The organism is Dickeya oryzae, assembly GCF_020406815.2.
In the GTDB taxonomy this organism is placed as follows: domain Bacteria; phylum Pseudomonadota; class Gammaproteobacteria; order Enterobacterales; family Enterobacteriaceae; genus Dickeya; species Dickeya oryzae.
Genome location: NZ_CP162670.1, coordinates 4,436,013 through 4,462,692, shown reverse-complemented (window position 1 = coordinate 4,462,692; position 26,680 = coordinate 4,436,013). Strand labels below are relative to the sequence as shown.

The 26,680-nt window shown below is 52.7% G+C and carries 21 protein-coding genes, 4 tRNA genes and 1 other RNA gene; 20 read left to right on the top strand and 6 right to left on the bottom strand.

What is annotated here, in order from left to right; all coding sequences use genetic code 11:
- A complete protein-coding gene (gene coaA, locus LF929_RS19675; RefSeq protein ID WP_038906745.1) occupies positions 1-951 on the bottom strand; it encodes a type I pantothenate kinase in 951 nt (316 codons plus the stop codon).
- A 614-nt stretch (positions 952-1,565) separates the two neighbouring features.
- Here coaA and LF929_RS19670 point away from each other — a divergent pair.
- The 17 genes from LF929_RS19670 (at position 1,566) to LF929_RS19590 (ending at position 19,922) form a co-directional block, all read left to right on the top strand.
- Positions 1,566-1,641, top strand: a tRNA-Thr gene (locus LF929_RS19670).
- Positions 1,642-1,658: 17 nt separating this feature from the next.
- Positions 1,659-1,743, top strand: a tRNA-Tyr gene (locus LF929_RS19665).
- A gap of 41 nt (positions 1,744-1,784) precedes the next feature.
- Positions 1,785-1,909: non-coding RNA, RtT sRNA (locus tag LF929_RS19660), on the top strand.
- A gap of 134 nt (positions 1,910-2,043) precedes the next feature.
- A tRNA-Gly gene (locus LF929_RS19655) sits at positions 2,044-2,118 on the top strand.
- A 9-nt stretch (positions 2,119-2,127) separates the two neighbouring features.
- Positions 2,128-2,203, top strand: a tRNA-Thr gene (locus tag LF929_RS19650).
- A gap of 106 nt (positions 2,204-2,309) precedes the next feature.
- On the top strand, positions 2,310-3,494 hold the full coding sequence (tuf, locus tag LF929_RS19645) for an elongation factor Tu (RefSeq protein ID WP_012882957.1): 1,185 nt from the start codon (positions 2,310-2,312) through the stop codon (positions 3,492-3,494).
- Between the two features lie 233 nt (positions 3,495-3,727).
- Complete coding sequence (secE, locus tag LF929_RS19640; RefSeq protein WP_013315920.1) at positions 3,728-4,111, top strand: preprotein translocase subunit SecE; 384 nt, start codon at positions 3,728-3,730, stop codon at positions 4,109-4,111.
- Position 4,112: 1 nt separating this feature from the next.
- The gene (nusG, locus tag LF929_RS19635) at positions 4,113-4,658 is read left to right on the top strand and encodes a transcription termination/antitermination protein NusG (protein WP_012882959.1); all 546 of its coding nucleotides are present in this window, start codon (positions 4,113-4,115) and stop codon (positions 4,656-4,658) included.
- A gap of 148 nt (positions 4,659-4,806) precedes the next feature.
- On the top strand, positions 4,807-5,235 hold the full coding sequence (rplK, locus tag LF929_RS19630; protein ID WP_016943875.1) for a 50S ribosomal protein L11: 429 nt from the start codon (positions 4,807-4,809) through the stop codon (positions 5,233-5,235).
- Between the two features lie 3 nt (positions 5,236-5,238).
- The gene (rplA, locus tag LF929_RS19625; protein WP_016943874.1) at positions 5,239-5,943 is read left to right on the top strand and encodes a 50S ribosomal protein L1; all 705 of its coding nucleotides are present in this window, start codon (positions 5,239-5,241) and stop codon (positions 5,941-5,943) included.
- 315 nt (positions 5,944-6,258) lie between these two features.
- Positions 6,259-6,756 (top strand): 50S ribosomal protein L10, encoded by a 498-nt coding sequence (gene rplJ / locus LF929_RS19620; RefSeq protein ID WP_012882962.1) that lies wholly within the window; start codon positions 6,259-6,261, stop codon positions 6,754-6,756.
- Positions 6,757-6,822: 66 nt separating this feature from the next.
- Positions 6,823-7,191: a 50S ribosomal protein L7/L12 gene (gene rplL, locus LF929_RS19615; protein WP_016943873.1), complete on the top strand. Its 369-nt coding sequence runs from the start codon at positions 6,823-6,825 to the stop codon at positions 7,189-7,191.
- Positions 7,192-7,515: 324 nt separating this feature from the next.
- Positions 7,516-11,544, top strand: coding sequence for a DNA-directed RNA polymerase subunit beta (gene rpoB / locus LF929_RS19610; protein ID WP_038903028.1), 4,029 nt, complete (start codon positions 7,516-7,518; stop codon positions 11,542-11,544).
- Positions 11,545-11,651: 107 nt separating this feature from the next.
- Positions 11,652-15,875: a DNA-directed RNA polymerase subunit beta' gene (rpoC, locus tag LF929_RS19605; RefSeq protein WP_038903029.1), complete on the top strand. Its 4,224-nt coding sequence runs from the start codon at positions 11,652-11,654 to the stop codon at positions 15,873-15,875.
- Between the two features lie 475 nt (positions 15,876-16,350).
- Entirely contained in the window at positions 16,351-17,448 is a 1,098-nt protein-coding gene (locus LF929_RS19600; RefSeq protein ID WP_038906747.1) for a DUF1176 domain-containing protein, read from the top strand.
- Positions 17,449-17,570: 122 nt separating this feature from the next.
- Positions 17,571-18,695, top strand: a complete 1,125-nt coding sequence (locus tag LF929_RS19595) for a DUF1176 domain-containing protein (RefSeq protein ID WP_038906748.1) — start codon at positions 17,571-17,573, stop codon at positions 18,693-18,695.
- Positions 18,696-18,815: 120 nt separating this feature from the next.
- Entirely contained in the window at positions 18,816-19,922 is a 1,107-nt protein-coding gene (locus tag LF929_RS19590; protein WP_368678952.1) for a DUF1176 domain-containing protein, read from the top strand.
- A gap of 267 nt (positions 19,923-20,189) precedes the next feature.
- Here LF929_RS19590 and LF929_RS19585 read toward each other — a convergent pair whose 3' ends face one another.
- Positions 20,190-20,372: a DUF1127 domain-containing protein gene (locus LF929_RS19585; RefSeq protein ID WP_071602825.1), complete on the bottom strand. Its 183-nt coding sequence runs from the start codon at positions 20,370-20,372 to the stop codon at positions 20,190-20,192.
- 236 nt (positions 20,373-20,608) lie between these two features.
- Complete coding sequence (locus LF929_RS19580) at positions 20,609-20,767, bottom strand: DUF1127 domain-containing protein (protein WP_080649042.1); 159 nt, start codon at positions 20,765-20,767, stop codon at positions 20,609-20,611.
- A gap of 174 nt (positions 20,768-20,941) precedes the next feature.
- Here LF929_RS19580 and LF929_RS19575 point away from each other — a divergent pair, with 174 nt between their 5' ends.
- On the top strand, positions 20,942-22,378 hold the full coding sequence (locus LF929_RS19575; protein ID WP_038906749.1) for a PLP-dependent aminotransferase family protein: 1,437 nt from the start codon (positions 20,942-20,944) through the stop codon (positions 22,376-22,378).
- 11 nt (positions 22,379-22,389) lie between these two features.
- Here LF929_RS19575 and LF929_RS19570 read toward each other — a convergent pair whose 3' ends face one another.
- From LF929_RS19570 to LF929_RS19560, 3 genes are read right to left on the bottom strand one after another with little or no spacing between them, the layout of a single operon-like run.
- Positions 22,390-23,157, bottom strand: a complete 768-nt coding sequence (locus tag LF929_RS19570) for a molybdopterin-dependent oxidoreductase (protein ID WP_012882970.1) — start codon at positions 23,155-23,157, stop codon at positions 22,390-22,392.
- Positions 23,150-23,752 (bottom strand): cytochrome b/b6 domain-containing protein, encoded by a 603-nt coding sequence (locus LF929_RS19565; protein ID WP_226093696.1) that lies wholly within the window; start codon positions 23,750-23,752, stop codon positions 23,150-23,152. The genes LF929_RS19570 and LF929_RS19565 overlap by 8 nt, the downstream gene beginning before the upstream one ends.
- 12 nt (positions 23,753-23,764) lie before the next feature.
- The gene (locus LF929_RS19560) at positions 23,765-24,388 is read right to left on the bottom strand and encodes a hypothetical protein (protein ID WP_038906751.1); all 624 of its coding nucleotides are present in this window, start codon (positions 24,386-24,388) and stop codon (positions 23,765-23,767) included.
- 149 nt (positions 24,389-24,537) lie between these two features.
- Between LF929_RS19560 and LF929_RS19555 the strand changes: the two genes are divergently transcribed.
- On the top strand, positions 24,538-25,209 hold the full coding sequence (locus LF929_RS19555) for a heavy metal response regulator transcription factor (protein WP_016943864.1): 672 nt from the start codon (positions 24,538-24,540) through the stop codon (positions 25,207-25,209).
- Positions 25,206-26,639 (top strand): heavy metal sensor histidine kinase, encoded by a 1,434-nt coding sequence (locus LF929_RS19550; protein WP_210175849.1) that lies wholly within the window; start codon positions 25,206-25,208, stop codon positions 26,637-26,639. Before LF929_RS19555 ends, LF929_RS19550 begins: the two co-directional genes overlap by 4 nt.
- Positions 26,640-26,680: the final 41 nt, after the last annotated feature.

Genomic DNA, 26,680 nt, shown 5'->3' with positions numbered 1-26,680 from the left:
TTATTTTCTTAAACGAACACACTCGACGGCATGATTAGCACTTTTTGTCATAATCAGGCTGGCTCGTTCACGCGTTGGTAATATATTTTGCTTTAAATTCAGTCCATTAATCTCTAACCACAACTGTGAGGCGATGTTAATGGCTTCTTCTTTTGTCAGCTTTGCATAATTGTGGAAGTAAGAATCTGGATTAGTAAAAGCTCCTTCCCTGAATCTCAGAAAACGGTTGATATACCAACTCTTCAGAAGGTCTTCCGGTGCATCGACATAAATTGAGAAATCCACAAAGTCGGATACAAAAACACGATGAGGATCGTGAGGATAGTCCATTCCGCTTTGTAATACGTTTAGTCCTTCAAGGATCAAAATATCTGGCTGCTCTATAACTTTATTGCAGTCAGGAACAATATCGTAGGTCAAATGTGAATATGTTGGTGCCGTTACCCAAGGAACGCCCGATTTTATTTCAGAGACGAATTTCACCAGACTATGCATGTCGTACGACTGAGGGAATCCCTTTTTCTTCATCAGATTCTTTTGTTGCAACACTTTATTCGGATGAAGAAAGCCATCGGTAGTAATCAGCTCAACTTTACGATGTTCTGGCCAGCGGCTGAGTAATGCCTGTAGCACACGCGCCGTTGTACTTTTCCCTACGGCAACACTGCCAGCAATACCGATGATATAGGGAATTTTCTGCCCGTTGGTTCCCAGAAACTGTTCCAGTACTGCCTGGCGCCGTAAGTTGGAGCTGATGTAGAAATTCAGCAGACGAGACAACGGCAGATAAATCTCTGCAACCTCATCTAAAGACAGATCTTCGTTAATGCCCTTAAGTTTGATAATTTCTTCTTCAGTCAGGGTCAATGGTACCGAATCTCGTAAGTTGGCCCACTGCTGGCGATTGAATTGAAGATAAGGCGTGGCGAAAGATTGCGCTTTATTAGTCATAAATGTGTTTCTGCTTGACGCTACCGGTAAGGAAGGGAAACAGCCAGGTTTCAGTGCATGAAACTGAGACACCGGAAAGCTGGACAGGTAACAGCCACAGCGTCCTTTCCTGATAATAATTTATCGTCCAGCAGGCAGGTTACCACCATGGGGGTCAGGAAAAGAAGCAAAAATCTGCATCGGCCCTGATACCTGTGATAAAGGCATCAGGATGAACAATATAGAAGCATATGTGCTATACGGTGCAAGACCGGAAGATATTCTCATGCAATGGCTATCGGTCTGCAGTCGTGATGCAGGCGTAAGGCGTATAAAAGTGACTAAATACCTAATCTCGTACTCCGGAGTGCCTAAAGAGGATTAATGTTGCTTTCGGGGATGAGTTACGATGCGCAAAGAGCCAACAATAACAAGCGGCATATCATTGAGCGAGTGTCCGGAAAACCACCTGTTCAAGCGGCTTTCGGTGTGTATCCTGATGTTTATTTGCACGAATAACTGACAGTAATGTGAAACAGTATTCGATTTTGTGCAAAATCTAAGCGATAGCGCATTTTTGGCAATTTTTTTGTTGCATAGACCGGCCCCTCTGCCTAGAATGCGCAGCACTTGATGCCGGCTTAGCTCAGTAGGTAGAGCAACTGACTTGTAATCAGTAGGTCGCCAGTTCGATTCCGGCAGCCGGCACCATCAAGTACATACAATCAGGTGGGGTTCCCGAGCGGCCAAAGGGAGCAGACTGTAAATCTGCCGTCACAGACTTCGAAGGTTCGAATCCTTCCCCCACCACCAAATTCAAGTCGTAAAAGCGACTGAACCAATGTGATAAGCCAAATAAGTCACGTTGGGGAAGGTGAGAACCTTCAAGAAGGTTCGAGTCGAGCAACGCGAGACAACGTGCGTAGCGCGGCCCGAAGGGTGAGAAGCGAAGCGACGAATAATCCTTCCCCCACCACCAAATTCAATCCTGGTAACAGGATGCAATCGATGCGGTAGTGATAAGAAAACCGAATCGAGAAAAGCAAGGTAACAATATAAATTGTACCTTGCTTTGATGTTATACAGAGAAATCAGGTAGCCGAGTTCCAGGATGCGGGCATCGTATAATGGCTATTACCTCAGCCTTCCAAGCTGATGATGTGGGTTCGATTCCCACTGCCCGCTCCAATTAGATGTGCTGATATAGCTCAGTTGGTAGAGCGCACCCTTGGTAAGGGTGAGGTCGGCAGTTCGAATCTGCCTATCAGCACCACTTCTTTATTTTCCTCCTGATTTTCTTTCTGTTAAAAGCTCAGCAAGTAATTGCTTGGTTGATGTGGTGATACCACCGATTTATCCGTGTCTTAGAGGGACAATCGATGTCTAAAGAAAAATTTGAACGTACAAAACCGCACGTTAACGTCGGTACTATCGGCCACGTTGACCATGGTAAAACAACGCTGACCGCTGCCATCACTACCGTTCTGGCAAAAACCTACGGTGGCCAGGCTCGTGCATTCGACCAGATCGACAACGCGCCGGAAGAAAAAGCGCGTGGTATCACCATCAACACCTCTCACGTTGAATACGATACCCCGACTCGTCACTACGCGCACGTTGACTGCCCGGGACACGCCGACTACGTGAAAAACATGATCACCGGTGCTGCCCAGATGGACGGCGCGATCCTGGTAGTTGCTGCGACTGACGGCCCGATGCCGCAGACTCGTGAGCACATCCTGCTGGGTCGTCAGGTAGGCGTTCCGTACATCATCGTGTTCCTGAACAAATGTGACATGGTTGATGACGAAGAGCTGCTGGAACTGGTTGAGATGGAAGTGCGTGAGCTGCTGTCTCAGTACGACTTCCCGGGCGACGACACGCCGGTAATCCGCGGTTCTGCGCTGAAAGCGCTGGAAGGCGATGCCGAGTGGGAAGCGAAAATCATCGAACTGGCTGAAGCACTGGACAGCTACATTCCGGAACCTGAGCGTGCGATTGACAAGCCGTTCCTGCTGCCGATCGAAGACGTATTCTCTATCTCTGGCCGTGGTACTGTAGTGACCGGTCGTGTAGAGCGCGGCATCATCAAAGTGGGTGAAGAAGTGGAAATCGTGGGTATCAAAGACACCACGAAAACCACCTGTACCGGCGTTGAAATGTTCCGTAAACTGCTGGACGAAGGCCGTGCGGGCGAGAACGTAGGTGTTCTGCTGCGTGGTACCAAACGTGATGAAGTTGAGCGTGGTCAGGTACTGGCTAAACCGGGCTCAATCAAGCCGCACACTCAGTTCGAATCTGAAGTGTACATCCTGAGCAAAGACGAAGGTGGCCGTCACACGCCGTTCTTCAAAGGCTACCGTCCGCAGTTCTACTTCCGTACTACTGATGTGACTGGCACCATCGAACTGCCGGAAGGCGTGGAAATGGTTATGCCTGGCGACAACATCAAGATGGTTGTAAACCTGATTGCTCCGATCGCGATGGACGACGGTCTGCGTTTCGCTATCCGTGAAGGTGGTCGTACTGTAGGCGCCGGCGTGGTTGCCAAAGTTATCGCTTAATTGCTGATAAAATTTGACGCAACATGCGGTAAAAGGGCATCATTTGATGCCCTTTTTCTACGCTGTCGTCGTAGAACCTATCTCATCAGCGATTGTGCAGTATAATCATTGGTGAGATGGGCTCTGTGTAAGCGGTGTGAGTCCCGGATAGCTTGAGGTTAGAACGCATCCGGTCTGGTTTGCCCTTACGGCAGGGCAAAATTATTTGTCTGAATCTAGTGACAGGTTGGTTTATGAGTGCGAATACCGAAGCTCAGGAGAGCGGGCGTGGTCTTGAGGCGCTGAAATGGCTGGTCGTTGCAGTATTACTGATCGCGGCAATTGTAGGTAACTATTACTACCGTGAATTCAGTTTGCCTTTGCGTGCGTTGGCTGTCGTTGTTTTAATTGCTGCTGCAGGCGGCGTGGCATTGCTGACGACAAAAGGCAAAGCAACGGTGTTGTTTGCACGTGAAGCCCGGACCGAAGTTCGCAAGGTGATCTGGCCGACCCGACAGGAAACGTTGCATACCACTCTGATCGTTGCTGCTGTAACTGCCGTTATGTCGCTGATTTTATGGGGACTGGATGGCATTCTGGTGCGTCTGGTATCGTTCATTACTGGCCTGAGGTTCTAAGATGTCTGAAGCTCCAAAGAAACGTTGGTACGTCGTTCAGGCGTTTTCTGGCTTTGAAGGTCGCGTAGCGCAGTCTTTGCGTGAGCATATCAAACTCCATAGCATGGAAGATCACTTTGGCGAAGTCATGGTACCGACTGAGGAAGTGGTTGAGATTCGTGGTGGCCAGCGTCGTAAGAGCGAACGTAAATTCTTCCCGGGCTATGTACTGGTGCAGATGGTGATGGACGATGCCAGCTGGCATTTAGTCCGCAGTGTGCCTCGTGTCATGGGATTCATCGGGGGGACCTCCGATCGCCCAGCACCGATCAGCGATAAAGAAGTCGACGCTATCATGAATCGTCTGCAACAGGTGGGCGACAAACCACGGCCGAAGACGTTGTTCGAGCCGGGCGAAATGGTACGTGTCAACGATGGCCCGTTTGCCGATTTCAACGGTGTGGTGGAAGAAGTCGATTACGAGAAGAGCCGCCTGAAGGTTTCTGTATCTATCTTTGGTCGAGCAACCCCTGTTGAGCTGGATTTCAGCCAGGTGGAAAAAGGCTAATTATTGCCTGAATTCGATACTTGTATCCGGCGCGAAATTGACCTACAATTTCGCGCCTTTGTTTTATGCGTCATTAAGACGTGTAACATGTTTATAAAACGCGGGGAGCTTCTTTACGAAGCGCTATTACCCATTAGAGGAAAGTTAAATGGCCAAGAAAGTACAAGCCTATGTCAAGCTGCAGGTTGCAGCTGGTATGGCTAACCCGAGCCCGCCAGTTGGTCCGGCTCTGGGTCAGCAGGGTGTTAACATCATGGAATTCTGTAAGGCATTCAACGCCAAGACAGAAAGCCTGGAAAAGGGTCTGCCGATTCCGGTTGTTATCACTGTTTACGCCGACCGTTCCTTCACTTTCGTTACCAAAACTCCGCCGGCATCTGTACTGCTGAAAAAAGCAGCTGGCATTAAGTCTGGTTCCGGTAAGCCGAACAAAGACAAAGTAGGTAAAGTGACCCGTGCTCAGGTTCTGGAAATTGCCCAGACTAAAGCAGCGGACATGACGGGTGCCAGCGTGGAAGCCATGGCGCGTTCCATCGAAGGTACTGCTCGTTCCATGGGCCTGGTAGTGGAGGACTAAGAAATGGCTAAGCTGACCAAGCGCATGCGCGTGATCCGTGAAAAAGTTGATGTAACCAAACAGTATGACATCAACGAAGCCGTTGCCCTGCTCAAAGAGCTGGCCACTGCTAAATTTGTTGAAAGTGTTGACGTTGCCGTAAACCTGGGCATCGATGCACGTAAATCTGACCAGAACGTTCGTGGTGCAACTGTACTGCCGCACGGTACTGGCCGTACTGTTCGCGTTGCCGTATTTACCCAGGGTGCTAACGCTGAAGCGGCAAAAGCTGCTGGCGCAGACCTGGTTGGTATGGACGACCTGGCTGATCAGATCAAGAAAGGCGAGATGAACTTCGACGTTGTTATTGCTTCTCCAGATGCAATGCGCGTTGTTGGTCAACTGGGCCAGATCCTGGGGCCGCGTGGCCTGATGCCGAACCCGAAAGTCGGTACCGTAACACCGAACGTTGCTGAAGCAGTGAAAAACGCCAAAGCAGGTCAGGTTCGTTACCGTAACGACAAGAACGGTATCATCCACACCACCATCGGTAAGGTTGATTTCGACGCGGACAAACTGAAAGAAAACCTGGAATCTCTGCTGATTGCGCTGAAAAAAGCGAAACCGGCTCAGGCTAAAGGCGTGTACATCAAGAAAGTTAGCATCTCCACCACCATGGGTGCTGGTGTTGCCATCGATCAGAGCGGTCTGAACGCAGTCGCTAACTGATAGCTTTTGTTCCTCTTTACCCGGGCGAGGGATTTCTTTATAATCTTACGCCCGTTGTTCTGTAAATGAACAAGAGACGATTTTTTCGGTTGGAGCCTGGCCTATCCAGGCCTCCGTCCAAGACCGCAGGTGTTTCGTTAGAAACTTAATTTTCCTGCGTAGACGGTGACAGAGCCTAAAGAACATTTTTATTCTTTTTTAAAGAATAGTCCTGCTGGATTCTGCTCACCGTGTTTTAACGCCTGTCTACTAAGTTGGTGGCGGGTGAAGTGAGTTCCGGAAATTTTTTCCGGCTAAATCCAGGAGCAAAAGCTAATGGCATTAAATCTTCAAGACAAACAAGCGATTGTTGCTGAAGTCAGCGAAGTTGCCAAAGGCGCGCTGTCTGCGGTAGTTGCGGATTCCCGCGGCGTTACCGTAGATAAAATGACTGAACTGCGTAAAGCAGGTCGTGAAGCTGGCGTATACATGCGTGTTGTTCGTAACACCCTGCTGCGCCGCGTCGTTGAAGGCACTCAATTCGAATGCCTGAAAGACACGTTTGTTGGTCCGACCCTGATTGCATACTCGATGGAACACCCGGGCGCAGCTGCTCGTCTGTTCAAAGAGTTCGCGAAAGCGAATGCAAAATTTGAGGTCAAAGCGGCAGCCTTTGAAGGTGAGTTGATTCCGGCGGCTCAAATTGACCGTCTGGCTACTCTGCCGACTTACGAAGAAGCAATTGCACGCCTGATGGCGACCATGAAAGAAGCCTCTGCAGGCAAACTGGTCCGCACTCTGGCTGCTGTTCGCGATCAGAAAGAAGCCGCGTAATCGCGCTTTTCCTGTTATCGCATTTGCTAACGTATAAACTTTTTCTGATTGTTAGGAACAATTGTTATGTCTATCACTAAAGATCAAATCATTGAAGCAGTAGCCGCTATGTCTGTAATGGACGTTGTTGAGCTGATCTCTGCAATGGAAGAAAAATTCGGCGTTTCTGCTGCTGCCGCTGTTGCTGTAGCTGCTTCTGGCCCGGCTGAAGCTGCTGAAGAGAAAACTGAGTTCGACGTTATCCTGAAAGCTGTTGGCGCTAACAAAGTTGCTGTTATCAAAGCAGTACGTGGCGCAACTGGCCTGGGTCTGAAAGAAGCGAAAGACCTGGTTGAATCTGCTCCGGCTGCCCTGAAAGAAGGCGTGAGCAAAGATGACGCTGAAGCTCTGAAAAAATCTCTGGAAGAAGCTGGCGCTGAAGTTGAAGTTAAATAAGCCAACCCTTCCGGTTGCAGCCTGAGTCATCAGGCTGATGGCTGGTGACTTTTTGGTCACCAGCCTTTTTGCGCTGTAGGGTGCCGGTAGCGTTTCACACTGTTTGACTGCCGGTTTCCCATCAATGCTTGTTTCTATCGACGACTTAATATACTGCGCCAGAGCAGTCTGTCCTGCGTAAAGCGCAATGAAATGGTTTAAGAGTGATAGAAACAGGTATTGCGGAATGTGTTCCATATTCCGATCGACATAAATGGTGTTGCATGAACCGTCCTTATCAGGGCGGACAAAGTGGGTCGACTTGTCAGCGAGCTGAGGAACCCTATGGTTTACTCCTATACCGAGAAAAAACGTATTCGTAAGGATTTTGGGAAACGTCCACAAGTTTTGGATATCCCATATCTCCTTTCTATCCAGCTTGACTCGTTCCAGAAGTTCATCGAGCAAGATCCGGAAGGTCAGTATGGTCTGGAAGCTGCATTCCGTTCCGTATTCCCTATCTCAAGTTACAGCGGCAGCTCTGAACTGCAATATGTCAGCTACCGTCTGGGTGAGCCGGTTTTTGACGTTCAGGAATGTCAAATCCGTGGCGTTACCTACTCTGCGCCGCTACGCGTGAAACTGCGTCTGGTGATCTACGAGCGCGAAGCGCCAGAAGGCACCGTTAAAGACATTAAAGAACAAGAAGTGTACATGGGCGAAATCCCGCTCATGACCGACAACGGTACCTTTGTTATCAATGGTACTGAGCGCGTTATCGTTTCTCAGTTACATCGTAGTCCTGGCGTCTTCTTTGACAGCGATAAGGGTAAAACCCATTCTTCCGGTAAGGTGCTGTATAACGCACGTATTATTCCTTACCGTGGTTCCTGGCTGGACTTTGAATTCGACCCGAAAGACAACCTGTTTGTCCGTATCGACCGTCGCCGTAAACTGCCGGCTACCATCATTCTGCGCGCATTGAATTACTCCACCGAAGAAATTCTGGACCTGTTCTTCGATAAAGTGGTGTATGAAATCCACAACAACAAGTTGCAGATGGAACTGGTGCCGGAACGTCTGCGTGGCGAAACCGCCTCGTTCGACATCGAAGCCGACGGTAAAGTCTACGTTGAGAAAGGCCGCCGTATCACCGCGCGCCATATCCGTCAGTTGGAAAAAGACGGTATCGAACGTATCGAAGTACCGGTTGAATACATCGCAGGCAAAGTGCTGGCGAAAGACTATGTGGACGAAAGCACCGGTGAAGTGATCGCTATGGCGAACATGGAGCTGTCGCTGGATCTGCTGGCTAAACTGAGTCAGTCCGGTCACAAGCGTATTGAAACGCTGTTCACCAACGATCTGGATCACGGCCCGTACATGTCCGAGACCGTGCGTGTTGACCCAACCAACGATCGCCTGAGCGCGCTGGTTGAGATCTACCGCATGATGCGTCCTGGTGAGCCGCCGACACGTGAAGCTGCCGAAACGCTGTTCGAAAATCTATTCTTCTCTGAAGATCGCTACGATCTGTCAGCGGTTGGCCGCATGAAGTTCAACCGTTCTTTGCTGCGTGAGGAAATCGAAGGTTCCGGTATCCTGAGCAAAGAAGACATTATCGATGTGATGAAAAAGCTCATCGATATTCGTAACGGTAAAGGCGAAGTCGACGATATCGACCATCTGGGCAACCGTCGTATCCGTTCTGTCGGTGAGATGGCGGAAAACCAATTCCGCGTTGGTCTGGTGCGTGTTGAGCGTGCAGTGAAAGAGCGTCTGTCCTTGGGTGACCTGGATACGCTGATGCCGCAGGACATGATCAATGCCAAACCGATTTCTGCGGCGGTGAAAGAGTTCTTCGGTTCCAGCCAGCTGTCTCAGTTTATGGACCAGAACAACCCGTTGTCTGAGATTACGCATAAACGCCGTATCTCCGCTCTCGGCCCTGGCGGTTTGACCCGTGAACGTGCTGGCTTCGAAGTGCGTGACGTACACCCGACTCACTACGGTCGTGTATGTCCTATCGAAACGCCGGAAGGTCCGAACATCGGTCTTATCAACTCGCTGTCCGTGTATGCACAGACTAACGAGTATGGTTTCCTGGAAACCCCGTACCGCCGTGTACGCGATGGCGTGGTCACTGACGAAATTCATTACCTGTCGGCGATCGAAGAAGGCAACTACGTTATTGCTCAGGCGAACACCAACCTGGATGACGAAGGCCACTTCATCGATGAACTGGTTACCTGCCGTAGCAAAGGCGAATCCAGCTTGTTCAGCCGTGATCAGGTTGACTACATGGACGTTTCCACCCAACAGGTGGTCTCCGTGGGTGCTTCACTGATCCCGTTCCTGGAACACGATGACGCCAACCGCGCCCTGATGGGTGCGAACATGCAACGTCAGGCGGTTCCGACCCTGCGTGCTGATAAGCCGCTGGTTGGTACCGGTATGGAACGTGCTGTTGCCGTTGACTCCGGTGTAACTGCGGTTGCTAAACGCGGTGGTACCGTGCAGTACGTCGATGCTTCTCGTATCGTTATCAAAGTTAACGAAGAAGAGATGTATCCGGGCGAAGCAGGTATCGATATCTACAACCTGACCAAATACACCCGTTCCAACCAGAACACCTGTATCAACCAGATGCCATGTGTGTCACTGGGTGAGCCGGTTGAGCGCGGCGACGTGTTGGCTGATGGCCCGTCTACCGACCTCGGTGAACTGGCGCTGGGTCAGAACATGCGCGTCGCGTTCATGCCGTGGAACGGTTACAACTTCGAAGACTCCATCCTCGTTTCCGAGCGTGTAGTACAGGAAGACCGTTTTACCACTATCCACATTCAGGAACTGGCGTGTGTGTCCCGTGACACCAAGCTGGGGCCAGAAGAGATCACGGCTGATATCCCGAACGTGGGTGAAGCGGCACTCTCCAAGCTGGATGAATCCGGTATCGTTTACATCGGTGCGGAAGTTACCGGCGGCGATATCCTGGTCGGTAAAGTGACGCCGAAAGGCGAAACGCAGCTGACGCCGGAAGAGAAACTGCTGCGCGCGATCTTCGGTGAGAAGGCGTCTGACGTGAAAGACTCTTCTCTGCGTGTGCCGAACGGTGTTTCCGGTACGGTTATCGACGTACAAGTCTTTACCCGCGATGGCGTGGAAAAAGACAAACGTGCGCTGGAAATCGAAGAAATGCAGCTCAAGCAGGCCAAGAAAGACCTGACTGAAGAACTGCAGATTCTGGAAGCCGGTCTGTTTGCCCGTATCCATGATGTGCTGGTTGCCGGTGGCGTTGAAGCCGACAAACTGGACAAGCTGCCGCGCGAGCGTTGGCTGGAACTGGGTCTGACCGACGAAGAGAAGCAGAATCAGCTGGAGCAGTTGGCTGAGCAGTACGACGAGCTGAAACACGAATTCGAGAAGAAACTCGAAGCCAAACGTCGCAAAATCACCCAGGGTGATGATCTGGCACCGGGCGTGCTGAAGATCGTTAAGGTGTATCTGGCGGTTAAACGTCAGATCCAGCCGGGTGACAAGATGGCAGGTCGTCACGGTAACAAGGGTGTTATCTCCAAGATCAACCCGATCGAAGATATGCCTTACGACGAGAACGGCACGCCGGTCGACATCGTACTGAACCCGCTGGGCGTACCATCACGTATGAACATCGGTCAGATTCTGGAAACCCACCTGGGTATGGCAGCGAAAGGCATCGGTGACAAGATCAACGCCATGCTCAAGCAGCATCAGGAAGTGGCCAAACTGCGTGAGTTCATCCAGCGCGCTTATGACCTGGGCAACGATGTACGCCAGAAAGTCGACCTGAACACCTTCAGCGATGAAGAGGTTCTGCGTCTGGCGGAGAATCTGAAGAAAGGTATGCCGATCGCCACGCCGGTGTTCGACGGTGCCAAGGAAAACGAGATCAAAGAGTTGCTGAAACTCGGTGATCTGCCGACTTCCGGTCAGATTACGTTGTTCGACGGCCGTACTGGCGAGCAGTTTGAGCGTCCGGTTACCGTGGGCTACATGTATATGCTGAAACTGAACCACTTGGTTGATGACAAGATGCATGCCCGTTCAACCGGCTCTTACAGCCTGGTTACCCAGCAGCCGTTGGGTGGTAAGGCGCAGTTCGGTGGTCAGCGCTTCGGTGAGATGGAAGTGTGGGCGCTGGAAGCTTACGGCGCAGCCTATACCCTGCAGGAAATGCTGACGGTGAAATCCGATGACGTGAACGGCCGTACCAAGATGTACAAAAACATCGTGGATGGCGATCACCGGATGGAACCGGGTATGCCGGAGTCCTTCAACGTATTGTTGAAAGAAATCCGCTCCCTGGGTATCAACATCGAGCTGGAAGAAGAGTAATCCCAGCCCGATAGCGCTGCGAGCATTCGTTACAGGGGCACCTGAACCATGTTGTTAACAACAAGGTTTAGGTGCCTGACAGGTCTAACTCCGACAGGAGCCAATCCGTGAAAGACTTATTAAAGTTTCTGAAAGCGCAAACTAAAACCGAAGAGTTTGATGCGATCAAAATTGCTCTGGCCTCGCCAGACATGATCCGTTCCTGGTCTTTTGGTGAAGTAAAAAAGCCAGAAACCATTAACTACCGTACGTTCAAACCAGAACGTGACGGTCTGTTCTGCGCCCGTATCTTTGGGCCGGTAAAAGACTATGAGTGCCTGTGCGGTAAGTACAAGCGCCTGAAACACCGTGGCGTGATTTGTGAGAAGTGCGGCGTTGAAGTGACCCAGACTAAAGTGCGTCGTGAGCGCATGGGCCACATCGAGCTGGCGTCTCCGACCGCTCACATCTGGTTTTTGAAATCGCTGCCGTCCCGTATCGGTCTGCTGCTGGATATGCCGCTGCGTGATATCGAACGTGTCCTTTACTTCGAATCTTACGTGGTGATCGAAGGCGGGATGACCAATCTGGAACGCCGTCAGATCCTGACCGAAGAACAGTATCTGGATGCGCTGGAAGAGTTTGGTGACGAGTTCGACGCCAAGATGGGTGCCGAGGCTATCCAGGCTCTGCTGAAAAACATGGATCTGGAGCAGGAATGCGAACAGCTGCGTGAAGAGCTGAACGAAACCAACTCCGAGACCAAACGTAAGAAACTGACCAAACGCATCAAGCTGCTGGAAGCGTTCGTACAGTCTGGCAACAAGCCGGAGTGGATGATCCTGACTGTGCTGCCGGTACTGCCGCCGGATCTGCGTCCGCTGGTACCGCTGGATGGCGGTCGTTTCGCGACTTCCGATCTGAACGATCTGTATCGCCGCGTGATCAACCGTAACAACCGTTTGAAACGTCTGTTGGATCTGGCTGCTCCCGACATCATCGTACGTAACGAAAAACGTATGTTGCAGGAAGCGGTGGATGCGCTGCTGGATAACGGCCGCCGCGGTCGTGCCATCACCGGTTCTAACAAACGTCCGCTGAAATCTTTGGCCGATATGATCAAAGGTAAGCAGGGTCGTTTCCGTCAGAACCTGCTCGGTAAGCGTGTGGACTACTCCGGTCGTTCTGTTATCACCGTAGGTCCGTACCTGCGTCTGCATCAGTGCGGTCTGCCGAAGAAAATGGCGTTGGAACTGTTCAAACCGTTCATCTACGGCAAGCTGGAACTGCGTGGTCTTGCTACCACCATCAAAGCTGCCAAGAAGATGGTAGAACGCGAAGAAGCGGTAGTCTGGGATATCCTGGATGAAGTTATCCGCGAACACCCGGTACTGCTGAACCGTGCGCCAACTCTGCACCGTTTGGGTATTCAGGCGTTCGAACCGGTTCTGATCGAAGGTAAAGCGATTCAGTTGCACCCATTGGTGTGTGCGGCCTATAACGCCGACTTCGACGGTGACCAGATGGCTGTTCACGTACCGCTGACGCTGGAAGCCCAGCTCGAAGCGCGTGCGCTGATGATGTCCACCAACAACATTCTGTCGCCAGCGAACGGCGAGCCGATCATCGTTCCGTCTCAGGACGTGGTATTGGGTCTGTACTACATGACCCGTGACTGTGTTAACGCCAAAGGCGAAGGCATGGTGCTGACCGGCCCGAAAGAAGCAGAACGCATTTATCGTGCAGGTCTGGCTTCGCTGCATGCGCGTGTAAAAGTGCGTATTACTGAGCATCAGAAGAATGCACAGGGCGAGTGGACGCAGAAAACCAGCCTGATCGACACCACCGTAGGTCGTGCGATTCTGTGGATGATCGTGCCGAAAGGTCTGCCTTATTCCATCGTCAACCAGGCGTTGGGTAAGAAAGCAATCTCCAAGATGCTGAACACCTGCTACCGAGTGTTGGGTCTGAAGCCGACGGTTATTTTCGCTGACCAGATCATGTACACCGGTTTTGCCTACGCGGCGCGTTCCGGTTCTTCCGTTGGTATCGACGATATGGTGATCCCAGCGAAGAAAGTGGAAATCATCAGCGAAGCGGAAGCCGAAGTTGCCGAGATTCAGGAGCAGTTCCAGTCCGGTCTGGTTACCGCAGGCGAACGCTACAACAAAGTTATCGACATTTGGGCTGCGGCGAACGAGCGCGTGGCCAAAGCGATGATGGAAAACCTCTCTACTGAAACCGTTATCAACCGTAACGGCGAAGAAGAGAAACAGGTGTCTTTCAACAGCATCTTTATGATGGCCGACTCCGGTGCGCGTGGTTCTGCGGCACAGATTCGTCAGCTGGCGGGGATGCGTGGTCTGATGGCGAAGCCGGATGGCTCCATCATCGAAACGCCAATCACCGCGAACTTCCGTGAAGGTCTGAACGTACTCCAGTACTTCATCTCCACGCACGGTGCACGTAAAGGTCTGGCGGATACCGCACTGAAAACGGCGAACTCCGGTTACCTGACGCGTCGTCTGGTTGACGTAGCTCAGGACCTGGTGGTGACCGAGGATGATTGCGGTACCCACGAAGGCATCATGATGACGCCGGTTATCGAAGGCGGCGACGTGAAAGAGCCGCTGCGTGAGCGCGTACTGGGCCGTGTGACGGCAGAAGACGTGCTGAAACCGGGCACCGCAGACATTCTGGTTCCGCGCAATACGCTGCTGAACGAGAAATGGTGTGACCTGCTGGAAGAAAACTCTGTTGATGCGTTGAAAGTACGCTCTGTTGTAGGTTGTGAAACCGACTTCGGTGTGTGTGCTAAGTGTTATGGTCGCGACCTGGCACGTGGTCATATCATCAACAAGGGTGAGGCTATCGGGGTTATCGCGGCACAGTCCATCGGTGAACCGGGTACCCAGCTGACGATGCGTACCTTCCACATCGGTGGTGCGGCATCGCGTGCGGCAGCCGAATCCAGCATTCAGGTGAAAAACAAAGGTAGCCTGAAACTGAGCAACGCCAAGTTCGTTATGAACAACGCCGGTAAGTTGGTGATTACGTCGCGTAACACCGAACTGAAGCTGATCGACGAATTCGGCCGTACCAAAGAAAGCTATAAAGTGCCTTACGGTGCGGTCATGGCGAAAGGGAACGGTGACGATGTCGCGGGCGGTGAAACTGTCGCGAACTGGGATCCGCATACCATGCCGGTTATTACCGAAGTGGGCGGTAGCATTCGCTTTACCGACATGATCGACGGCCAGACGATTACTCGTCAGACCGACGAACTGACCGGTCTGTCTTCTATCGTGGTTCTGGACAGTGCAGAACGTACCGGTGGTGGTAAAGATCTGCGTCCGGCACTGAGAATCGTTGACGCTAACGGTAATGACGTACTGATTCCGGGCACCGACATGCCAGCACAGTACTTCCTGCCGGGTAAAGCGATTGTCCAGTTGGAAGATGGTACACAGATCGGCGCGGGTGATACCCTGGCGCGTATTCCGCAGGAATCCGGCGGTACCAAGGATATTACCGGTGGTCTGCCGCGCGTTGCTGACTTGTTTGAAGCACGTCGTCCGAAAGAGCCTGCAATCCTGGCGGAAGTCAGCGGTGTGGTATCCTTCGGTAAAGAAACCAAAGGCAAACGTCGTCTGGTGATTACGCCGGTTGATGGCAGCGAGCCGTACGAAGAGATGATTCCGAAGTGGCGTCAGCTCAACGTGTTCGAAGGTGAACGTGTGGAACGTGGTGACGTGATCTCCGATGGTCCTGAGTCTCCGCACGATATCCTGCGTCTGCGTGGCGTACATGCGGTAACCCGTTACATCACCAACGAAGTGCAGGAAGTTTACCGACTGCAGGGCGTTAAGATTAACGATAAACACATCGAAGTTATCGTTCGTCAGATGCTGCGTAAAGGCACCATCGTCAATCCGGGTAGCTCTGAGTTCCTGGAAGGCGAGCAGGTGGAAATGTCGCGCATCAAGATCGCCAATCGTCAGTTGGAAGCGGACGGCAAGATTGCGGCAACGTATAGCCGTGACCTGCTGGGTATCACCAAGGCGTCTCTGGCTACCGAGTCCTTCATCTCCGCGGCATCGTTCCAGGAAACGACTCGCGTACTGACGGAAGCGGCGGTTGCGGGTAAACGTGATGAACTGCGTGGCCTGAAAGAAAACGTCATCGTGGGTCGACTGATCCCGGCCGGTACCGGTTATGCATACCATCAGGATCGTATGCGTCGCCGTCAGGCAGGCGAGCAGCCGGTTACACCGCAGGTGAGTGCTGAAGAAGCCTCTGCCAACCTGGCTGAGTTGCTGAACGCTGGTCTGGGTGGTAGTGACGACGAATAATCGTCACTTCCCCCGATAATAAAAAACCGTACCTTAGCGATAAGGTGCGGTTTTTTTTATATTCTTATTTCACACGGGAAGCTTTTATTCATGCCCGTGATTGTTTAACAATAGCCTGATGTGACATTCACCCTACGGGCCGTCACAGGTGACGTTAAAAAACGCTTTCAGCGTTGTGTGATTCGTTCCACCTGACGGCGGAACTCACCCTACGGGCCGTCACAGGCGACGTTAAAAAACGCTTTCAGCGTTTTATGATTCGTTCCACCTGATGGCGGAACTCACCCTACGGGCCGTCACAGGTGACGTTAAAAAACGCTTTCAGCGTTTTGTGATTCGTTCCACCCGATGGTGGAACTCACCCTACGGGCCGTCGCGGGCGACGTTAAAAAACGCTTTCAGCGTTTTTTTGGATGCGGGGAAAAGACATAATTGCGTTATAACATCAGCATGGCAGTTTCATAAGGAATGTCCGATGCGATTTAACACAGCGCTTTCAGGCATCATTCTGGTTTTGTTGTCCAGCAGTGCATTTAGCGCAGGCGAGATGCCTTCCGGTTATCCGACCCCGGTGCAGAAGGTATTCCGGCACTGGCAGATAACGTGCAACAACCTGAATGATTGCGATATCAGGAATAATGACCCGTATCTTCGCGTGACGTTAAAGCGTGAAGCTGGCGCTCAGGGCAAAATCTCATTGGACTTCGATCTGGCTGACAAGCGTCAGGCCCTGTATCTGGATGGCGTCCGTTTCCCGCTGACGCAGCCTGCCTGGCAGACTGATGAGGAAGAGGGCGCGTACTATGTCCATACCGAACAACTGGATGTGATTCAGCAGTTTGTTCTGGCCGCTAAAAACGCTAAGCGGTTGTCGTTGTCTGAACATGTCGGCAGTCAGAGTAATAATCAGGAAGAATCTATCTCGCTTAACGGTTTGAATGCGGCGTTATTACTGGCTGATGAACGACAAGGGCGTTTGAATAATCGCAGTGCCTTATTACAGGTCGGTACGGGTGATGTCTCGCTGGTTCCCCCGATACCGGTAGGGCAGGAAATTAGTCCAGCCTATACCCAACCTCCGCCACTGGCTAATGCCAAGGTGTTGATAAATGCAGTCATTAACGCCAAAAAGACGCTACTGGAAGAGGAAGACTGTGGGCTCAGTAAAGAGGCCCGCCAGCTCAGCGAGGCGGAACCGCTGACCAACGAACTGGCGCTGGTGATGCTCAATTGTGGTATGGGGGCCTATCAGTCCTCCAGCATGCTGTTTGTTACGCCACGCAATAACCCGCAAGCAGCACAGTTGCTGGAGTTGCCCCGGCCTATACGTACGGTGGAAAGCCGGGAAGAAAAAATTCGCTGGTTTACCGAAGTGGACTATGACCCGGAAAGCGGTATGTTGTATCACTCAGCGAAAGGGCGTGGTATCGCCGACTGCGGTGAAAGCGCGCAGTGGGTGTTTGACGGTAAAACGTTCCAGCTTGTGGCTTACAACTATCAGCCTGAATGTAACGGTGGGCAGCCGGGAGACTGGCCGTCCGTGTGGGCGATGCCGGGCTACCCAACCGAGTAGCCCGACACGATGTTATTGTGGGCTATTTTTTATGTAGCCCCTTTTTTCCTATCGTTATCTACCTCTTAAAGGATCATCACGTTTTGCGAGTAAGCAGAGACGTGATTTGAAGGGATATGGATATGCAATTTTTGAAAAGCCTGTTTTGGGGGGTGGTGCTGTCGTTGCTGTCTGGCAGCGCATGCGCAGCAGAGGCTAAAATTCTAGGGTATCCTGTTCCGGTACAGAAAGAATTTAAAGATTGGCAAGTGACGTGTAACAACCTGAACACCTGTCAGCTCAATAATTACGCTGAGAGATACAGTTATCAATATGTGATCCTAAAGCGTGATGCAGGTGCTTCGGGAAAGATTTCCCTGTCCATCCTGTTAAAACCCGATCAGCAGGCCGTCTATCTGGACGGTACGCCGTTTCCGCTTGATGCCGCCGACTGGCAGATTGATAACGAATCTGATAGCGATGGCAAGTTTTATCGCTACACCACCCGGCTGGAGGTGATTCAGCGGTTTATTCAGGCGGCGAGAAACGCGCAGCAATTGGCGTTGGTTGAACAGCCTGCTACTCAGGAAGTTGAGGATGGAGATGTGGTGTCGCTAAATGGCCTGAGTGCGGCGCTGCTACTGGCGGATGAGCGGCAAGGCCGGTTAAAGAACCGCAGTGCGTTGCTGAACGTCGGTGAAGGCGAGGTTTCGCAGGTCCCGCCAGTGCCTACCGGGCAGCAGGTTGATATTACCTATCATCAGCCATCACCGCTGAGTGATGCGGTCGCATTGGCGGCTGTGGTCGGCGAGGCGCAGAAGGATAAACTAGAAAATGCAGATTGTGATCAACGCGATAAAAACAGAACTGCAAATCCAAGAGCTATCGCATTAACCCACGAGTTAGCGTTAGTGATCTTTACATGTCCTCCTGGGTCAATCCAGACCAGTAATCAGCTCTTCATTATCTCACAACGTCACCCACAGGCAGCAAGGTTATTAGCGCTACTCATTTTTGACTGGGACAAAAAAGCGTTAGTTAGCATGGCGGACACGGCTATGACACTTATGAATGTTGAGTATGACGAGAAAACCGGCATATTGTCTCATACAGTTCAAGGGAACACGGTCTGTAATCTTGGTGAAAGTACGAGATGGATGTTTGACGGCAGCACTTTCCAGCTAGTGGACTATCGATTTTCCAATATCTGTGCCAGGAGAAAAGACTGGCCGTCCGTGTGGGCGATGCCGGGCTACCCAACCGAGTAGCCCGACACGATGTTGTTGTGGGCTATTTTTTATGTAGCCTTTTTTTCCTATTGTTATCTACCTCTTAAAGGATAATCACGTTTGGCGACTAGCAGAGACGTGATTTGAAAGGATATGGCTATGCAATTTTCGAAGAAACTGTTTTTGGGGGGGGCGCTGGCGCTACTGTCCAGTGGTGCGTTGGCGGCGGGAGCCACAATTCTGGGATATCCGGCACCCATACAGAAAGAGTTTAAAAACTGGCAGGTAACCTGTAATAACCTGAACACCTGTCAGCTCAATAATTACGCTGAGAGATACAGTTATCAATATGTGATCCTCAAGCGTGATGCAGGTGCTTCGGGAAAGATTTCCCTGTCCATCCTGTTAAAACCCGATCAGCAGGCCGTCTATCTGGACGGTACGCCGTTTCCGCTTGATGCCGCCGACTGGCAGATTGATAACGAATCTGATGGCGATGGCAAGTTCTATCGTTACACCACCAGGTTAGAGGTAATTCAACGGTTTATTCAGGCGGCGAGAAACGCGCAGCAATTGGCGTTGGTTGAACAGCCTGCTACTCGGGAAGTTGAGGATGGAGATGTGGTGTCGCTAAATGGCCTGAGTGCGGCGCTGCTACTGGCGGATGAGCGGCAAGGCCGATTGAAGAACCGCAGCGCATTGTTAAACATCGGCGAAGGAGATGTTTCGCAGGTTCCGCCAGTGCCTACCGGGCAGCGGGTTGATATTACCTATCATCAACCTGAACCGCTTAGTAATGGGGATGTACTGGCTGCGGCGGTCAGTAAGGCACACCAGAGCGTGTTGTGCGAGCCAGATGAAGGTGAAAAGTCTTCTGAAAAGCTGGAGGCGTTTCCACTGAGCGGTAAGCTGGCGTTGGTTATGCGAAAATGTTCCCCTGGTGCCTATCAGGGTGCCAGCGATCTTTTTATCACCCCTCGTAATAATCCACAGGCGGCAAAACCGGTGAAACTGTTGGCCTTGAGTATCAGCAATGCAGCACTGGTTGAAATGGAAGAAGGGCCGATGGGTGTTAAGTATGAGCCGCAAACCGGTTTGTTGTCTCATACCGTGTTGGTAAGCAGCATATGCGGGTCTGGCGAAGGTGCCTCGTGGGCGTTTGACGGCAAGGCTTTCCAATTGGTGAGCTACAGTTTTTCCAGTGTTTGTGCCAGGAGAAAAGACTGGCCGTCCGTGTGGGCGATGCCGGGCTACCCAACCGAGTAGCCCGACACGATGTTGACAGCCAGCGTGGTTTTCTCTCCCCCTCGCTGGCCTGGAGGCGGCGGAACCGGTGGTTGACTCCGGTTCCGGCTGTATCAGCCCGTGCACTGTAGCAACCATCCGCCTGGCCTGGCGACGGGCTGTCTGGTGATGTGCGTGGTGGTACGCAAGCTATCGTTCTCTCTTTGTATCCATTACCTTTTTCTGCGCGTTGTCTCGCATCGTCTGCCTTATTGCTGCGTTGCTCCATTCACTATCGTTTATTTTTGGCTACCAAAAATTGTCTACATCCCGGCGAGTTAGCCCGATGTCTTCCAGTTGATTGTTATCTAAACGGCGCAGTGCTTTTCTTGCTCGTCGCCGCTGCCGCCAGGCGTGCCAGCGCTGGCGGGTATGGTGAAGAAGAACATGCAGGCTGAGACGGGTATGTGGGCGGCGTGGTGGCTGTGCCATAGAGCAATCTCCGATGAGCTGTGTCGGAAATCAGTGTGCCGCTGGGGAGTATTAGGATACAGATGCAGGAAATGACTATTCTGAAGATACAGAAGCGCGATTACGTGATCTGAATGACCTTTTTTATGGCGATCTGTACCTGTTCCTCTTTTCCACTTCGTGGTTTAAAGAAGACAGATACAGATAGCGTATTTGATGAAGAGGCGTATTGGCGTTTGACTCGCAGACTACTGGCACTAGAGATGGCGAATATCGTGTCGTGTCAGGCCGATATCCCGCAGGCGACGATCATCCAGCGCATTGAGTATTTTGCGGGTTTGGTGTCGCTGGTACTGGCTTTGTATCAGGCGATACAGGCGCTGCAATAGAGAGCGAGGCGTCAGATGCTGTGTCATGGTTGTTCTCCGTAAGCGATGGGAACATCATTATGGCAAGTGCATCTGTATGGTTTTATAGACAGAGCTCGGGTTTGTTTTTAATACAGATGGCGTCAAAGACGATCTGAATGGCGGTTTTGATGATTGTCTGTATGGCGATGGTGGGTACGGTATGAATAAGGGGAACGGGCGATGACGCGATATCAACTTTTGGCGACGTTACTGACACAGCGCATTGAGCAAGGGCTGTATCAGAGTGGCGAGCGCTTGCCATCCGTCCGGGCGCTGAGCCAGGAGCATGGCGTCAGCATCAGTACCGTGCAGCAGGCTTATTATCTGCTGGAGCAACAGCAGTTAATTGTACCGCTGCCCCGTTCCGGGTATTTCGTTCGTGCCGGGAAAACCCAGCCGCCGATACCGGCGATGAGTAAACCGGTGCAGCGTCCGGTTGAGGTAAAAAAATGGGGCGCGGTACTGGAACTGGTTAACGCCAGACTGGACCCGGAGACAATCTCTTTAGGCAGTAGCGTACCCGATCTTACCCAGAGCACACTCAAACCGCTGTGGAAGCAATTGCAACGTATCGGGCAGAAACAACTGGTCTCCTCCTTTACCTACGATAATCTGGCCGGGGTACCGGTGCTGCGGGAGCAAATCGCCCGACTCATGGTGGATAGTGGTTGTCAGCTATCAGCTGACGATATTGTGGTGACCACAGGATGCACTGAGGCGCTGGCGGTGGCGGTGAGGGCACTGGCGCATCCGGGGGATATCATCGCCGTGGAATCCCCGGTGTTTCATGGCATTTTGCAGATCTTGTGCGGGTTGGATATCAAGGTGATTGAGATCCCAACCGATTTCACGTCTGGTATCAATCTGGAAGCGCTGGAGCTGGCGTTGGACCAGTGGCCAATCAAGGCCGTGATCACGGTACCGCATTGCAATAATCCGCTTGGATTCATCATGCCGTTACACCGCAAACGCGCGTTGCTGACACTGGCGCAGCGCTACGATATCGCCATTATCGAGGATGATGTGTATGGCGAGTTGGCTTACGAATACCCACGTCCGGCAACGCTGAAGTCGATGGATACTGAGGGGCGGGTATTGCTGTGCAGTTCTTTTTCCAAGACGCTGGCGCCGGGATTACGTGTGGGTTGGCTGGCACCGGGGCGCTATCTCGACCGGGCTTTGCATATGAAATACACCAGCACCGGTTCTTCTGCGGTTTGTACACAACTGGCGGTAGCGGAGTTTATCCGGCAGGGGCATTATCAGCCGCATATAAGGCGTATGCGCGGTATTTACCAGCGTAATCTGGAGCGGTTCACCTGCTGGGTGCGTCGCTATTTCCCCGATACCATTTGCGTCAGTCGGCCACAGGGCGGCTTCGTCTTATGGGTGGAAATGCCCGAGTCATTTGATGGCGTACAGCTCAGTCAGGCTCTGCGCAAAGACAAGATCCATGTTGCTGGCGGTGCGTTGTTTTCCGCATCCGGTAAATACCGTCATGGCTTACGCTTGAGCTTCGCGATGCCGATGACACCCCACATAGAGCAGACGATAGCGACGATCGGAGCGGCGGTCGAACAGACGCTGGTCAAGGGCGAAGGCGAGGCGACGGTGTAGTGGGCTGTGATTCAAATGCCGCTAAACCAGTTATACCCCTGATCTTCCCAGTAGCCGCCGGGGTTGGTATCGCTGACGAATAGTGCGGCGATGTGTTTGGCGTTTTTGAAGCCCAGTTTAGTGGGAACGCGTAAACGTAGTGGGTAGCCGTAATCTGGCGGCAGTGTCTGATCGCCGAATTCCAGCGCCAGAATGGTTTGCGGGTGCAGGGCTGTGGCCATATCGATGCTGGAATAGTAGCGGTCAGCGCATTTAAAGCCGACGTAACGGGCGTTCAGATCAGCCCCGATATGTTGCAGAAACAGACGTAGTGGGATGCCACGCCACTGGCCGATGGCGCTCCAGCCTTCAATACAGATAAGTCGCGTAATCTGCGTTTCCTGCGGTAGCTGGCGCAATTGTTCCAGCGTCCAGACGCCCTTTTTTTCGACCTTACCGCTGACCTCAAGGCGATAGCTGTCGAGATCGATATCCGGCACGTTGTATTCCGGGTAGAACGCGTTGAAGGGAAACGGCTGGGTGACCTGATCGGGTCGGTAGCTGGGAGCCAGACGCTGCCCACTGAATAACCAGGCTTGTACCCGATCGTTCCAGCGCGACATCGCCCACAGGACTTTATCGATGTTGTCACCATCTTGCATATTACAGCCAGTCAGCATCGCGACTGCGCCGAGCGTCAGCCCGGAGCGCAGCATCAGGCGGCGTTCGAGATTGACCAACTGCTTTTTCTGGCTCGGCTCCAGCATCAGCGTAGCGCGGCGCTGTGGTTTGTCACTCATGTTTGCCTCCGGTCAGCATTGCCCACAGGGTTCGCGGTACGATAAGTACCATCAGGACGTGGATGACCACGAACAGCGCGATGCCACTCATCGCCAGAAAGTGGACATAACGGGCGGTGGCGAAACCACCCAACAGATTAGTGAGCCAGGACAACTGAACCGGCTTCCAGATTGCCAGCCCGGACAGCACCAGCAGTACGCCGAGCGCGATGACGCCGAAATACATGAGTTTCTGGATGGCGTTGTACTGGTGGGACGTATGGCGTAAGCGTAGGGTTAGCGTCTGGTGAATGTCATGCCAGAGCGCTCTGAAACTGAGCGGCAGCCAGCGCTGCCGCCAGTGGCCGCTGGCGAGACTCCACACCACATACAGTAAGCCATTCGCCGCCCACAACCACATAACCGCCAGATGCCAGCCGATAGCGCCGCCGAGCCAGCCGCCCAATGTCATCGTGGCTGGAAAATGAAAGTTGAATAACGGCGAGGCGTTATAAATTTCCCAGCCGCTCATAAACATACCTGTCATAGCCAGCAGATTGATCCAGTGGGTAAGCCTGACGGGCCAGGCGTGTATCGGGCGGCGGGATGGCGACATGGCGGACTCCGGTTACATGGGGGGGACGGTGCCGTCTTTACCGGCGGAAACCGCTACGGCAATGCGCTTGCCCTGATCGTCGAGCCGTGAGAACAGCACGATATGGGCACCAGGTTTCAGCAGGCTGCGATCACCGGGGGCGATGCTGACGATAGGCACGTCGTCCGGTACGACCACGGTTTTCTGCCCGCCGTTATAGGTCACGGTCAGTGTGCGGCCGTTGCTGTTAACCAGCTTGCCGACGGTGCCGTTGGTCATGGTGCCGCTTTTCCCGTCAGCGGATTCCCACGGGCGGAAACCTTCGCCGGTACCACGCAGGCTGGCATCGAAGACATGAACTTCCAGTGCTTTGAGCGTGCCATCAGGCTGAGGGATGGCCGCGGTGCCGATAAAGCTATCGGGTTTGATATCACCCGGTTCGGCTTTGCTGATGCTCATCACGCGGGTGTCTGCAGTCAATGTGGCATCGACTTTCTGCCCTTTGCGGTCAGTCAGTTGCAACTGCGTGTCCGATATCGCCGTAATGGTGCCACGGATGGGTGATTGTGGTTTGGCTGGCGCGTCGGCGGCGCTGACCACGTGGCTACAAAGCAGTAAAGAAGAAAGCAACAGCCCGGCAAAACGATGTGTTGTCATGATGGATTTCTCTTGAGTTGGCGTGTGTCCATCATGGTGAGGCGTTTCGGTCGTCAGGATGACGATTTGATGACATTAATGTCATCAAGTCAGGGGGCTGGAGTTGCTATGATAACGCCCGGTTCCATCCGAAGGCGGGAGTAGAGGCAATGCGTATTCTGGTGGTTGAAGACGATGGCAGTACCGGCGATTACCTGAAAAAAGGACTCACCGAAGCAGGTTATGCCGTTGATCTGGCACGTAACGGTACCGACGGGTTATTTAATGCGCTTGAGCACAGTTACGACGTCATCATTCTGGATGTGATGTTGCCTGGGCTTAATGGTTGGCAAATTATTGAGATGCTGCGTAAAAAAAGCGATGTACCGGTGCTGTTTCTGACGGCGCGCGACCAGTTACACGACCGTATTCACGGGTTGGAACTGGGGGCCGACGACTACCTGATCAAACCGTTTTCGTTTACCGAGCTGGTGTTGCGTATTCGCACGTTGCTGCGCCGGGGTGTGGTACGTGAAGCTGATCACTACGCTGTGGCGGACTTACGCCTCGACGTATTGCGGCGTAAGGCTACCCGGCAAGAGGTGGTGATCCCGCTTACCAATAAAGAGTTTATGCTGCTGCACCTGCTGGTGCGGCGCGAAGGTGAGGTGCTCTCGCGTACCTTGATTGCTTCGCAGGTCTGGGACATGAATTTTGATAGTGATACCAACGTGGTGGATGTGGCCGTGAAACGCTTGCGCGCCAAGATAGACAAACCGTTCGATATCAAGCTTATTCACACGGTGCGTGGTATTGGCTATGTCTGCGAGCCGCGTTCATGAACCACTGGCTTCAGCGCTGGCGCGCTATCTCCCTGAAGACCCGTTGCAGCTTGCTGTTTGCGTTGGTTGCTGCGCTGGTGGTCAGCCTGGCGGGCAGCTATCTGTATAGCGCGCTGTGGCAGGAAATCTACCGGCGTAGTGATTTGCAGGTCACCGGGCGCGTTGACTATTACCGGCACCTGTTGGGGAAGAATTTTACGCTGCCGGTGTTGACCAGTAATACCGGCCTGTTTGAGAACATGCTGGGTAGTGAGCAGGATGTATTGCTGTTTTCACTACCGGGGCAAAAGCCGCTTATCAGCGTTAATCCGGCGCATATTTCACTGCCGCCATTAACGCCGGTGGCGGAGAACTCGCCGCTGCGGGTTTCCAGCGTACAGGGTGGCGTTACCGCTGATGGCGTGCCGATGCGAGCGATAGCCGCCCAGGTTCGGCTCAATGACGGGCAATTGCTGCAGATTGCCGCCGCCCATGTGATGCTCAATGAGCAACGAATGCTGGAGCATTACCTCTGGCGGGTGGTGGGAGCGGTGGTAGCCGCGTTCATATTGATAGCCGCGTTGGGGTATCTGGTTTTGCGCCGTGGTCTCTCGCCGTTATGGCGCATGGCGGCGCAGGCGTCGGCGATTGCGCCGAACACCTTATCCACCCGTGTCAGCGATGCCGATGCCCCGCAGGAAGTGCGGCAATTGATTCGTGCTTTTAACGCCATGTTGGATCGTCTCAACGAGGGTTATCAGCGATTAACCCAATTTTCTGCCGACCTGGCGCATGAGATTCGCACGCCGATCGGTGCGCTGATGGGGCATTGTCAGGTCGCGCTGTATCAGCCACGCAGTGTGGAAGAATATGAAACGCTACTGTCGGACAATATTGCCGAACTGGAGCGCCTGTCGCGGATGGTAGAAAACATCCTGTTTCTGGCCCGCGCCAGCCATGAGCAACCGGTCCTTAACCGGGTGCCGGTTGACGTGGAGGCCGAGCTGCGCCGGGTGGCGGATTACTTTGATATGCTGGCGGATGAGCGCGGTATCGAACTGCGCTATGAAGGCCAGGCGACATTGTTGGTCGATGCGCTATTGTTCCAGCGTGCGCTGAGTAATCTGGTTGCCAACGCGGTACGGTATGCGCATGCGGATAGCCCGATAACGTTGAGTGCGAGCACATCGCCTGAAGGGATTGTGATTGCGGTGACCAACCTCGGCCCTTTATTGCCGCCGGAGCAGCTGGAGCGACTGTTTGACCGATTTTATCGTGTGGATGCGACCCGCAGCGCGAGTAGTGACTCCAGTGGTTTGGGGTTGTCTATCGTTCGGGCCATCATGACCTTGCATGGCGGCGAGGTGATCGCCCGATGCGATCCTGTTAATCAAACCACCGGGCGGATCTGTTTTAGCCTGATCTTCCCGGCGGTTGATCGTATCGCCTAGATCGTGAGGAACGGATCGCCGATGTCGCGGCGATCCTGGTG

What these genes read in the sequence shown, in the direction of transcription:
- secE (WP_013315920.1), top strand. Translation starts at nt 3,728, where the DNA reads ATGAGTGCGAATACCGAAGCTCAGGAGAGCGGGCGTGGTCTTGAGGCG.
- rplJ (WP_012882962.1), top strand. Translation starts at nt 6,259, where the DNA reads ATGGCATTAAATCTTCAAGACAAACAAGCGATTGTTGCTGAAGTCAGC.
- rplA (WP_016943874.1), top strand. Translation starts at nt 5,239, where the DNA reads ATGGCTAAGCTGACCAAGCGCATGCGCGTGATCCGTGAAAAAGTTGAT.
- rpoB (WP_038903028.1), top strand. Translation starts at nt 7,516, where the DNA reads ATGGTTTACTCCTATACCGAGAAAAAACGTATTCGTAAGGATTTTGGG.
- nusG (WP_012882959.1), top strand. Translation starts at nt 4,113, where the DNA reads ATGTCTGAAGCTCCAAAGAAACGTTGGTACGTCGTTCAGGCGTTTTCT.
- rplK (WP_016943875.1), top strand. Translation starts at nt 4,807, where the DNA reads ATGGCCAAGAAAGTACAAGCCTATGTCAAGCTGCAGGTTGCAGCTGGT.
- tuf (WP_012882957.1), top strand. Translation starts at nt 2,310, where the DNA reads ATGTCTAAAGAAAAATTTGAACGTACAAAACCGCACGTTAACGTCGGT.
- LF929_RS19570 (WP_012882970.1), bottom strand. Translation starts at nt 23,157, where the DNA reads ATGAGTGACAAACCACAGCGCCGCGCTACGCTGATGCTGGAGCCGAGC.
- LF929_RS19585 (WP_071602825.1), bottom strand. Translation starts at nt 20,372, where the DNA reads ATGGCACAGCCACCACGCCGCCCACATACCCGTCTCAGCCTGCATGTT.
- coaA (WP_038906745.1), bottom strand. Translation starts at nt 951, where the DNA reads ATGACTAATAAAGCGCAATCTTTCGCCACGCCTTATCTTCAATTCAAT.
- LF929_RS19575 (WP_038906749.1), top strand. Translation starts at nt 20,942, where the DNA reads ATGACGCGATATCAACTTTTGGCGACGTTACTGACACAGCGCATTGAG.
- rplL (WP_016943873.1), top strand. Translation starts at nt 6,823, where the DNA reads ATGTCTATCACTAAAGATCAAATCATTGAAGCAGTAGCCGCTATGTCT.
- LF929_RS19565 (WP_226093696.1), bottom strand. Translation starts at nt 23,752, where the DNA reads ATGTCGCCATCCCGCCGCCCGATACACGCCTGGCCCGTCAGGCTTACC.
- LF929_RS19555 (WP_016943864.1), top strand. Translation starts at nt 24,538, where the DNA reads ATGCGTATTCTGGTGGTTGAAGACGATGGCAGTACCGGCGATTACCTG.
- LF929_RS19560 (WP_038906751.1), bottom strand. Translation starts at nt 24,388, where the DNA reads ATGACAACACATCGTTTTGCCGGGCTGTTGCTTTCTTCTTTACTGCTT.
- LF929_RS19600 (WP_038906747.1), top strand. Translation starts at nt 16,351, where the DNA reads ATGCGATTTAACACAGCGCTTTCAGGCATCATTCTGGTTTTGTTGTCC.
- LF929_RS19590 (WP_368678952.1), top strand. Translation starts at nt 18,816, where the DNA reads ATGCAATTTTCGAAGAAACTGTTTTTGGGGGGGGCGCTGGCGCTACTG.
- LF929_RS19550 (WP_210175849.1), top strand. Translation starts at nt 25,206, where the DNA reads ATGAACCACTGGCTTCAGCGCTGGCGCGCTATCTCCCTGAAGACCCGT.
- LF929_RS19580 (WP_080649042.1), bottom strand. Translation starts at nt 20,767, where the DNA reads ATGACACAGCATCTGACGCCTCGCTCTCTATTGCAGCGCCTGTATCGC.
- LF929_RS19595 (WP_038906748.1), top strand. Translation starts at nt 17,571, where the DNA reads ATGCAATTTTTGAAAAGCCTGTTTTGGGGGGTGGTGCTGTCGTTGCTG.